General features: G+C 37.1%; 6 protein-coding genes, 1 rRNA gene and 1 pseudogene. 7 read left to right on the forward strand and 1 reads right to left on the reverse strand.

Annotated features, from left to right (window positions below):
- Window positions 1–91, forward strand: a 5S ribosomal RNA gene (gene rrf / locus VNJ50_RS15690); the annotation flags it as partial.
- Between the two features lie 153 nt (window positions 92–244).
- Window positions 245–2689: a helix-turn-helix domain-containing protein gene (locus VNJ50_RS07565; RefSeq protein ID WP_325580551.1), complete on the forward strand. Its 2445-nt coding sequence runs from the start codon at window positions 245–247 to the stop codon at window positions 2687–2689.
- A gap of 99 nt (window positions 2690–2788) precedes the next feature.
- Here VNJ50_RS07565 and VNJ50_RS07570 read toward each other — a convergent pair whose 3' ends face one another.
- A complete protein-coding gene (locus VNJ50_RS07570) occupies window positions 2789–3931 on the reverse strand; it encodes an acyl-CoA dehydrogenase (protein ID WP_325580553.1) in 1143 nt (380 codons plus the stop codon).
- A 91-nt stretch (window positions 3932–4022) separates the two neighbouring features.
- Between VNJ50_RS07570 and VNJ50_RS07575 the strand changes: the two genes are divergently transcribed.
- The 5 genes and pseudogenes from VNJ50_RS07575 to VNJ50_RS07595 form a co-directional block, all read left to right on the forward strand.
- Window positions 4023–5087 (forward strand): anhydro-N-acetylmuramic acid kinase, encoded by a 1065-nt coding sequence (locus tag VNJ50_RS07575; protein ID WP_325580555.1) that lies wholly within the window; start codon window positions 4023–4025, stop codon window positions 5085–5087.
- A 334-nt stretch (window positions 5088–5421) separates the two neighbouring features.
- A complete protein-coding gene (locus tag VNJ50_RS07580) occupies window positions 5422–6117 on the forward strand; it encodes a MotA/TolQ/ExbB proton channel family protein (protein WP_325580560.1) in 696 nt (231 codons plus the stop codon).
- A 34-nt stretch (window positions 6118–6151) separates the two neighbouring features.
- Window positions 6152–6544 (forward strand): biopolymer transporter ExbD, encoded by a 393-nt coding sequence (locus tag VNJ50_RS07585; RefSeq protein WP_325580556.1) that lies wholly within the window; start codon window positions 6152–6154, stop codon window positions 6542–6544.
- Between the two features lies 1 nt (window position 6545).
- Entirely contained in the window at window positions 6546–7433 is an 888-nt protein-coding gene (locus VNJ50_RS07590; RefSeq protein WP_325580558.1) for an energy transducer TonB, read from the forward strand.
- 1 nt (window position 7434) lies between these two features.
- Window positions 7435–7757, forward strand: a pseudogene (locus VNJ50_RS07595) (bifunctional folylpolyglutamate synthase/dihydrofolate synthase); the annotation flags it as partial.

The following is a 7757-nucleotide window of genomic DNA, read 5'->3' on the forward strand; positions in this document are numbered from 1 at the left end:
CGGGGCTCACCTCTTACCATTCCGAACAGAGAAGTTAAGCCCGTTTGCGCCGATGGTACTGCACCAGTGGGAGAGTAGGACATCGCCTTTCTTGGAGAGTCCCCAACAGAAATGTTGGGGACTTTTTTGTTTTGTGGAAAACCGAACCAGCGCATGACCTCCAAAGTCACAGGTTTTATCCAGGGACCATATGAAAACAACGCAATTTTTGTGTAATTTTAATTGCTGTTAAAAATAGGGTATAATGGAGGTAAATAAAGATATTGAACTAGCGTGGAATTTTGTAAACAATACCATTCAGTGCGTTTTCTTAACAGGAAAGGCCGGCACTGGAAAGACCACGTTTCTTCATAATTTGAAGCAGCAATCTTTAAAACGTATTGTAGTGGTAGCGCCAACGGGAGTAGCGGCTATTAATGCTAAAGGGGTTACGATCCATTCTTTTTTCCAATTGCCTTTCGGTCCTATTTTGCCAGATTCCGATTCCACTAACTCATCAGGATTCAATAAAAAATTCAGTAAAACAAAAATCAATATCATTAAATCCATGGATTTGCTTATTATTGATGAGATAAGTATGGTGCGTGCCGATGTATTGGACGGCATTGATAAGACGTTAAAAAGATTTAGAGATAGAAGTAAAGTGTTTGGAGGCGTTCAGGTGTTAATGATTGGTGATTTACAACAACTGTCGCCTGTTATTAGAGAGGATGAATGGCAACTGTTGAAACCGTATTATCAAACTGGATATTTTTTCAGTAGCTATGCTTATCAGTCCTGTAATGCAGTTACTATAGAGCTCAGGCATATTTATAGACAGGAAAATCCTAAGTTTATTGAAATTCTCAACGAAATCAGAAACAATACGCTTTCAGAAGCCGCTGCGAATGAATTGAACAAGCGTTATATCAAAGATTTTAGACCCGATCCAAAAGAAGGGTATATTGCGTTGACCACGCATAATAATAGAGCGGAACAAGTTAATAATGCCGAATTGGAGGCTTTGACCTCAAAGGCATATATCTATAAAGCAAAAGTGTCAGGAAACTTTCCGAACCATGCTTTTCCAAATAGTGAGCAACTGCAATTAAAGGTGGGTGCGCAGGTGATGTTTATCAAGAATGATAGCTCGCCCGAAAAACGCTACTTTAATGGAAAAATAGGCAAGGTCATTTTGTTAGACAAAGATGAAGTGATCGTGAAATGTCCTGATGATGACTATAACATTGTTACTACTCCGGAAGAATGGGAGAATATCAATTATTCTGTACATCCTGAAACCAAAGCCATCACAGAGGATAAAATCGGGTCGTTCACTCAAATACCATTGCGTTTGGCTTGGGCCATTACCATACATAAAAGTCAGGGTCTGACGTTTGAAAAGGCTATCGTTGATGCACAAGGAGCGTTTGCACATGGACAAACTTATGTGGCTTTAAGCCGATGTAAATCGTTGGAAGGACTCGTTTTAAAAAGTAAAATTGATTCTAGCCAAATTATTAATGATCATCAGGTCAGTGCGTTTACGAAATTATCTACTGAGAACCAACCCGATGAAAACTCTTTAAATTTAGCAAGGAAAGCTTTTCAACTCGAATCCATTCATGAAATATTTGATTTTTATGAATTCTTAAATCCGGTTAATCGCCTGTTGGACATTTTCTATAAAAATAGAGGTAGTATTCAGGGAAACGTCGAGTTGCCGTTGATAGCCATGAAAGACGGCATTACCAATCTGTTAAAAGTCAGTACTAGTTTTAATGTGCAATTAAAGCAAATTGCTGATGTTGATGATTTGCCTGAAGTCCAAAATTCTATTCAAGACCGATTTAAAAAGGGTATTGCTTATTTCAAATCGGAAACCGAGAAGTGTATTGTCATTCCTTTAAAATCCTTTAATTACGCCACCGATAATAAAGCGATTGAATTGGATTTGATTAAAAGTTTAGACATTATAGAAGAGTTCCTCGCGGCTAAACTTTCATATTTTAATGGATTGGCAGAAGGTTTTTCTATACAACAGTTTTTGGAGTTAAGGGCTAAATCGGTTTTTTTGACCAAGGACAAACCTAAAAAGTCAAGAGCATCGGTTATTGATGGTACTGTCAATATTGAATTATTTGAAATGCTACGCGAATTAAGAAATCAAATTGCCGATGAAAATGATCTGATTCATTATCAAATTTTCACACAAAAAGCATTATACGAAATCTGTGAAAAGCTTCCGGTTACTAAAAAACAACTTTTGGAGATCAATGGTTTTGGGAAAATTCGTGTTGAGAAATATGGCGCTCAAATTCTTGAGGTCATAAAAGCGTATTGCGAAGAAAACGATATAGAAACCGATGACACCATTGTTTTTGAGAAAGAAACAGTACCAAAAAAAACATTTCAAAAAGGCGAATCCGATAAAATATCTTTGGAATTATTCCAATCCGGAAAGACCATTTCGGAAATTGCTTCGGAACGCGAACTTGCGGAAACAACAATCTTCGGGCACTTATCTAAGTTTGTGAATACTGGTGAAATTAAAATAGGCGCGTTGATTTCAGAAGATCATTATAACGAACTGTTAGAAAATATTCCTAAACATACCTTTGAAAATCTTTCAGATTTAAAGAATCAGTTGGATCAGAAATATCAATATCATGAAATCAGGTTGGTTTTGAATAGTATGAAAAAAGATTAGGAGGATTTTTTTAAAGAAATCTCATTCCTTTAATATTTAGATCATAAAAAAAAGACCCAACCTAAGTTGAGTCTTTCGTAAATATATCTGAAAATACTACTATTCCTTAATAAGATTCCTTGAAATCACGATTTTCTGAATTTCTGATGTACCTTCATATATCTGTGTGATTTTGGCATCGCGCATCAATCGCTCTACATGATACTCTTTAACAAAACCATTGCCACCATGAATTTGGACGGCTTCAACGGTGTGCTGCATCGCCACTTTTGATGCAAATAATTTTGCCATAGCACTCGAAACGTCGTAGTTGTTACCTTGATCTTTATCCCAAGCCGCTTTCATGACCAAATGTCTGGCCGCTTCAATATCTACGTACATGTCGGCCAATTTAAAAGCGATGGCCTGATGGTTGCAAATTTCAGTTCCAAAAGCTTTGCGCTGTTTTGAATATTTAAGGGCTAATTCATAAGCACCCGCAGCAATTCCTAGGGCTTGCGCAGCAATACCAATACGTCCGCCAGAAAGTGTTTTCATGGCGAAACGAAATCCAGAACCGTCCTCACCAATTCTATTTGCTTTAGGTACTTTTACATCGTTAAACTGAAGCGTGTGTGTATCACTTCCTCTAATGCCTAGTTTATCCTCTTTAGGTCCAATTTCAAAACCTGGCATTCCTTTTTCAAGAATGAAGGCGTTAATGCCGTGTGAGCCTTTGTGTTTGTCAGTTTGGGCAATGACCAAATAGACATCGGCACGTCCGCCACTGGTAATCCAGTTTTTGGTACCATTAATAATATAATGGTCGCCTTTATCAATCGCTGTGGTTGTTTGTGAGGTGGCATCACTTCCGGCTTCTGGTTCGCTTAAACAAAATGCTCCAACATATTCTCCAGTTGCTAACTTTGTTAAATATTTTTGTTTTTGCTCTTCGTTACCATAAGTTTCAAGGCCATAGCAAACCAAAGAATTATTGACGGAAACGATTACCGAAGCTGAAGCATCGATTTTGGACAATTCCTCCATGATTAATACATACGAAATAGCGTCCATCCCACTTCCACCATATTTAGGGTCAACCATAATCCCTAGAAAACCCAGTTCGCCCATTTTTTTGACAAGGGATTGCGGAAATTCTTGCTTATTATCACGTTCAATAACACCTGGAAGGAGTTCGGTATTGGCAAAGTCGCGAGCGGCGTCACGAATTAATTTGTGTTCTTCGGTTAACGTAAAGTCCATATTGTAAAATAATTGTTGATATATTAAAAAACGATCCCAAATATAAGGTTTTACTGCTATTTTTTCAATTTGAATGGCTATTTTTACGCTTATGATTAAAAATAACTACAACGTTATAGGTGTTATGTCTGGTACGTCCTTAGACGGGATAGATTTGGCACATTGTGTTTTCACCTATTCTGATGGATGGACTTTTAAGATTTTAGAGTCAGAGACTTTTCCTTATCCCTCTTTTTGGGTCGGAAAACTAAGGGATTTAGTGACGTTTTCAATGTCAGAGCTCCGACAGTTAGATGAAGATTATACCTATTTTATAGCACAAGTGATCGGTCAGTTTATCCAAAAACATGCACTTACTAATCTGGATGCCGTTTGTTCCCATGGGCATACGGCGTTGCATCAACCAGAAAATGGATTGACTTACCAAATAGGGAATTTACCAAAGCTCGCAACACTTTTAAATGAAGTTGTCGTGTGCGACTTTAGGGTTGAAGATGTTGCTTTGGGTGGCCAAGGTGCACCATTGGTGCCAATTGGTGATCGGCTGTTGTTTTCGGAATATGATTATTGTTTGAATTTGGGCGGTTTTGCAAATATATCTTCTGAAATTCATGGTCAACGGATCGCTTATGATGTGTGCCCTGTGAATATTGTTCTTAATTATTATGTGTCCAAATTGGGACTTGACTATGATGATGGCGGAAGAATTGCAGCTTCTGGAAAAATCAAAGATTTATTGCTAGAACAATTGAACGGACTGGATTTTTATAAGGCCTCACCTCCAAAGTCTTTAGGATTGGAATGGGTGAAATCTGAAGTTTTCCCTTTGATTGATTCGTATCAATTAAATGTCATCGATATATTAAGAACGTTTGTTGAACACTGTGCCATTCAGATTGCAAATCAAATTAGTTCTAAAAATAAAGTTTCTGTCCTAACAACAGGAGGCGGCGCTTTTAATACTTTTTTCATGGATCGTTTGTCTGATAATACCCACCATAACATTGTTATTCCTGAGAATTCAATAATAGAATACAAAGAAGCACTCATATTTGCATTTTTGGGTGTTTTAAAACTTCGAAATGAATTTAATTGCCTGAGCAGTGTTACAGGTGCATTAAAGGACCATAGCTCGGGTAAAATTTATTATTCGTAAAATATTTGTGAATTTAATTCAAAGAGATTTATAGTTTTTTATATTTGTTGCACAATGTTAAAAAAGTATATTTTTATTATGCTACTCAAACATTAAAAATGAACATTGCAAGAAGATAGAGTTACCTTTTATTTACCAATAAAAATTTTAAGAAATTAAATAGCCAGTCATTCTATTTTTCTGGTATCTGAAAAATATGCATTGCTAGTGCTTGTTGGATTTTGTTGTGTATAATAGTTTTTAGATTTAGAAGATAAATTATATTTTAAATAAACATACTTTAGCATTGTATTAAACGTTATACTCTAGCTATATAAATTTTATGATAATACTTATGATATTAAGCAGTACTTTACAAGAGGTTGTAGAACTTGTTCCAGAGCAAGAATCGGTTGAAAAAACATTATCAATTATTGAATTGATAGCAAGTGGAGGAACTGCTGGGATGGTTATCATCGCAATTTTGTTTGTCTTGTTGGTCTTTGCCATTTACATTTATTTTGAAAGACTTTTTGCCATAAAGGCCGCATCAAAAATAGATTCAAATTTTATGAATCAAATAAAGGATCATGTGAGTAACGGTAAAATTGATTCAGCCCAAATTTTATGTGCTCAAGTTAACACGCCGGTGTCCCGCTTAATCAACAAAGGCATCAGTCGAATAGGAAAGCCGTTGGAAGATATTGGCACGGCACTTGAAAGTGCTGGACGATTGGAACTGTATGAATTGGAGCGAAACGTTAGTGTTCTTGCTACCATTTCGGGAGTAGGGCCAATGATTGGTTTTTTGGGAACGGTAATCGGGATGATCTTATCCATTTTTGAAATTGCCAATGCCGGTGGCCAAATAGATATTAAATTATTGGCAGATGGTCTTTATACGGCCATGACCACCACGGTTGCAGGATTGATAGTTGGGATTGTTGCCTATATGGCCTATAACCACTTGGTGGTTAAAACCGATAAGGTGGTCTATCAGATGGAAGCTAATTCATTAGAGTTTTTAGATCATCTTAATGAGCCTATATAATTTGATTAGAACCAGTTTGTGATAATTCGTATTTATGAATATAAGAGGAAGAAATAAAGTAACACCAGAATTCAATATGTCATCTATGACCGATATTGTCTTTTTGTTATTGATATTTTTTATGTTGGCATCAACCTTGGTAACTACCAATGCCATTGATATTTTGTTGCCAAAAGCTGATGGCAAAACTGAGAATAAAAAATCAGTGGCCGTAAGTATTACAAAGGATCTGAATTATTATATCGATCAAAAATTGGTTGGTGAAAGCGTTTTGGAACTCGAATTGAAAAATCTATTGGCCAATCAACAAGAACCAACCATTGTTTTAAGAGCAGAAAAATCGGTTGCTGTTGAGAATGTAGTCAAAGTGATGGACATTGCCAACAGAAATAAATTTAAAGTTATTTTGGCAGTAAAGCCTAATTAGTATGAAGTTTTTAGAAACCAAACATCAACGCAATTCAGCAAAAATTACCACGCTTATTGTGGTGATTCTGTTTTTGCTGCTTTTTGTGGTTGGTCCACCATATATGGATCCACCTCTGGAATACGGTGTTGCGGTTAATTTTGGGACTTCAGACGTGGGCAGTGGTAAAGTTCAACCTTTGGAACCTATTAAGTCCGAACCTAAAGAAGTTATTACTGAGCCTGTTGTTAAAGAATCAAAAGTTGAAGAAACAAAGGCCGAACCAAAAAAATCGGAGCAACCATCGGAAAAGGTATTAACCGCCGATAATGCCGAGGCTATTGCCATGAAAAAGCAAAAGGAAGCCGCCGATGCCAAAGCCAAAGCGGAGGCTGATGCCAAAGCAGAAGTAGAACGTGCCCAACGAGCAAGAGAAGCAGCCGAAGCCAAAAAGCGTCAAGAAGAAGCTGATAAAAGGGCAAAATTGGATGCGTTGATAGGTGGCGTTAAAAAATCAGATGGAAAAGTTGCCGGAGGTGAAGGTGATGATTCCAAAGCTGGAGATAAAGGTCAACTGGATGGTGATCCGTATGCGCCGAGTTATTTTGGTGAACCGGGTACCGGAAGTGGTGGTAGCGGAACAGGATATGGTTTAAGGGGTAGAGGACGACCTTCTAACAGTAAAGTTGTTCCTGATTGCAATGAAGAAGGGCGTGTTGTTGTCGAAATCCATGTCAATAGAGATGGCCGCGTGGTAAATGCCATTCCAGGAAAGAAAGGAACAACAGGAAATATTTGTTTGTATGAAGCTGCAAAAAAAACAGCATTGACCTATAAATGGCCTGCTGATCCAAAAGCACCTTCTTCGCAAATAGGTTTTGTGAAAATAGATTTTAGCGTTACCCAATAAAATGACTTATCAAGATACTGTCAATTGGATGTTTCAGCAGTTGCCCATGTATCAAAACCAAGGTAAAACGGCTTATAAAGCTAACTTGGATAATACATTACAATTTGTAGAACATCTGCATCATCCCGAAAGTAATTTTAAAAGCATTCATGTGGCCGGAACCAACGGAAAAGGCTCCACAAGTCATATGTTGGCTTCTATTTTACAAGAATCCGGTTATAAAGTAGGACTTTATACATCACCACATTTAAAAGATTTTAGAGAACGTATTAAGATCAATGGCAAGGAAATAAGCGAAGCTTTTGTTGTTGATTTCATCAAAAA

It is taken from the genome of Gelidibacter sp., assembly GCF_035577925.1.
Taxonomy (GTDB): domain Bacteria; phylum Bacteroidota; class Bacteroidia; order Flavobacteriales; family Flavobacteriaceae; genus Gelidibacter.